This window comes from Kitasatospora sp. NPDC023120 (genome assembly GCF_055560835.1).
The window spans coordinates 1-3,653 of sequence record NZ_JBVHHY010000087.1 but is presented as its reverse complement, the minus strand read 5'-3'; the positions used below and the strand labels follow the sequence as shown (position 1 = coordinate 3,653).

1 protein-coding gene is annotated in these 3,653 nt (G+C 72.0%); it reads right to left on the bottom strand.

Annotated features, from left to right (window positions below; genetic code table 11):
* Window positions 1-3,653, bottom strand: a 3,653-nt coding sequence (locus ACZ3TI_RS40725) for an amino acid adenylation domain-containing protein (RefSeq protein ID WP_465735601.1), incomplete at both ends; no start/stop codon positions are given.

The window sequence follows — 3,653 nt, the reverse complement described above, 5'->3', positions numbered from 1 at the left end:
GGCAGCGCCTCCAACACCACCACCGCCGACGGCACCATGTACTCCGGCAACTGACGCGCCACGAACTCCCGCACACCCTGCGCGAGTTCCCCGCCGTCACCGGCAGCCGGCACCACATAGGCCACCAACCGCCTGTCCCCGGGCACGTCCTCGCGGACCAGCACCAGGGCCTGAGCGACCGCAACATGCTCGGCCACCACGGCCTGCACCTCGCCCGGCTCGATCCGGAAACCACGGATCTTCACCTGCTCATCCGCACGACCGGCGAACTCCAGCAAGCCCTCCGCGGTCCACCGAACCCGGTCCCCGGTCCGGTACATCCGCGCACCGGCAGCCCCGAACGGATTCGCCACAAAGCGCTCCGCCGACAGACCCGGGCGTCCCAGGTATCCCCGTGCCACGCCGGCCCCGCCGATGTACAGCTCACCGACGACGCCCGCCGGCACCGGGGACAGCCACTCGTCCAGCACGTAGGCACGGGTGTTGTCCAACCCGCGCCCCAGCGGCAGCACATCGCCCGCGACGGCAGTCGTCTCGAACTGCGTCGCGCACAGCGTCACCTCCGTCGGCCCGTACAGGTGCCGCACCACGACGCCGTCGCACGCCTCCAGCACCCGCCGCACCGCACCGCCCGGCACGACGTCGCCGCCGGTCAGCACCTCGCGCACCCCGGTGAAGCACTCCGGGTCCTCCTGTGCCAGAACGCGGAACAGCCCCGCTGTCACATGGACGTGCGACACCCGCCACGACCCCACCAACTCACGCAGCCACGCAGCGTCCACCTCGCGCGCCGGCGCCACCAGTACGGCCGCACCCGCGGCCAGCGGACCCCAGATCTCGTACGTCGAGGCGTCGAACGCGTGCGGCGCGTGGAACAGCACCCGGTCCCCGGCGGACAGCCCCCAGCAACGGTCGGACACCAGCGCCGCCACATCCCGCTGCGCCGCCACCACCCCCTTCGGCGTACCGGTCGAACCGGAGGTGTACATCACATAGGCCATCTGCCCGGCCGGCAGCGCGCCGGTGGCCGGCGACGTGCCGTCCAGCCCCGCCAACTCAGCCGAGACCGCGGGCCCGTCGAGCACCAGGCACTCCACGCCCTTCCCGGTCGCAGCATCCACCGCCACCGAACCGGCAGCACTGTCACCCAGCACCAGCACCGCGTTGGCGTCGGCGAGCATGAAGGCGATCCGCTCCGCCGGGTACGCCACGTCCACCGGCAGGTAGGCGCCGCCGGCCTTCCACACCGCCAGCAACGCCACCAGCAGATCTGCACCGCGCTCCATGCACACGGCGACCACCGACTCCGCACCGACACCCCGGCCCACCAGCAGCCACGCCAGCCGGTTCGCCCGCCCGTCCAGCTCGCGATAGGTCAGCTCGACGCCTTCGGCGACCACCGCGAGCGCGTCCGGCGTCCGCGCCAGCTGCGCCTCGAACAGCTCCAGCGCCGTACCGGCCGGCACCTCGGCGTCGATGTCGTTCCACTCCACCAACACCCGGTGGCGCTCGGCCTCGTCCAGCACCCCCACCGCGCCCAGCCGCAGCCCCGGATCGACGGCCACCGCCTCCAGCACCCGCAGCCAACGACCGACCAGCCGCTCCACCGACACCGCATCGAACAGGTCAGCCGCCGCCGTCACACCACCGCGCAGACCGGCCGGCCGCCCATCGGCGTCGAAGACCTCGGCCACGCTGACGTCGAGGTCGAACTTCGCCACCGACGCCGACGCCGACGCCTCGGCCGTAGCCTCCTCGGCACTCGGGTCCGCGAGGTCCGCCGCCGACCGCGTGGTCTGCTGTGCCGACAGCTGCCCCTGGTTGTGCACCGCGAGCAGTACCTGGAAGAGCGGGGTGCGGGCCAGTGAACGGGACGGGGCCAGCTCCTCGACCAGTCGCTCGAACGGCACGTCCTGGTGGGCGAACGCCCCCAGACCCGCCTCACGCACCCGGGCGAGCACCTGCGTGAAGCTCGGGTCCCCGGACAGGTCGGTCCGCATCACCAGCGTGTTGACGAAGAAGCCGACCAGGTCGTCCAGTGCCTCGTCCGTCCGCCCGGCCACCGCCGCGCCGATCGGGATGTCGGTACCGGCACCCAGGCGCGAGAACAGCACCGCGAGCGCGGCCTGCAGCACCATGAACATGGTGACACCCTCGGCCCGCGCCAACTCGGCGAGCTGAGCGTGCAGTTCGGGCGACACCTCAAGCGGCACCCGATGACCGCGATGACTCGCCACCGCGGGACGCGGACGGTCGAACGGCAGCTCCAACCCCTCCGGCGAACCCGCCAACGCCTCACGCCAGTAGGCCACCTGACGCGACTGCAAGCTCTCCGCGTCCTCGTCCGAACCCAGCAACTCACGCTGCCACAGCACGTAGTCCGCGTACTGCACCGGCAGCGGCTCCCACTCGGGCGCCCGACCCTCCGAGCGCGCCGCATAGGCAGCGAAGAGGTCCCGGGTCAGCGGGCTCTTCGACCAGCCATCGGCGGCGATGTGGTGGAGAACCAGCGCCAGCACACGCTGTGCACCCGCCTCGATCAGGGTGGCCCGGAAGGGGATGTCGACGGACAGGTCGAAGGCGTATCCGCTCGCCTCGGCCACCGCGTCCGCCAACTCCTCCGGGGCGACGTCGACCAGCCGCAGCTCCCAGTCCAGCTCGTCCAGGCCCACGATCTGCTGGTACGGCTGGCCGTCGGCCACCGCGATCACCGTGCGCAGCACCTCGTGGCGGCCGAGCACGTCCCGCAGCGCCGTACCAAGCAGCGCATGGTCCACCTCGCCCGACAGGCCCTGCACGATCGGGGCGTTGTAGGCGGCGGTGCTTCCCTCGAGCTGCCCGAGGAACCAGAGGCGCTGCTGGGCGAAGGAAAGCGGGATCCGCTCAGGGCGCTCGCCGGCGACCAGGGCGGTGCGGGCCTGCTCGGCGCCACCCAGGCGGACGGCGAGCGCGGCCGGGGTGTGCGCCTCGAAGACGTCGGAGATCTCGGCCTCGACGTCCAGCAGGGCACGCACCCGGCTCACCAGCCGAGTCGCCAGCAGCGAGTGGCCGCCCAGCGAGAAGAAGTCGTCCTCGACGCCCACGCTCTCCAGGCCCAGGACCTCGGCGAAGACCTCACACAGCGCCTTCTCCTGCGGGGTGGCCGCTGCCCGGCCGGCGCCCGCCGTGTACTCGGGGGCGGGCAGGGCGCGGCGGTCGATCTTGCCGTTGATGGTCACCGGTATGGCATCCAGCACCATCACCGCCGACGGCACCATGTACTCCGGCAACCGCTGCCCGACAGAGGCCTTCACCAGCTCCGGGAGTCCGGCCGTGTCCGGCTCCTCGGCGACGACGTACGCCACCAGGCGCACCTCACCGGGGACGTCCTCACGAGCCACCACCGCCGCCTGGGCCACCTGCGGATGCCCGGCGATCACCGCCTGAACCTCACCCGGCTCGATCCGGAAACCACGGATCTTCACCTGATCATCCGCACGACCGGCGAACACCAACTGCCCGTCCACGGTCCAACGCGCCAGGTCACCCGTGCGATACATGCGCTCGCCGGTGAAGGGGTCCGCGACGAACCGCTCCGCCGTCAGCCCCGCACGACCCAGGTAGCCGCGCGCCAGACCCGCACCCGCCACATACAACTCACCCACCACACCAGG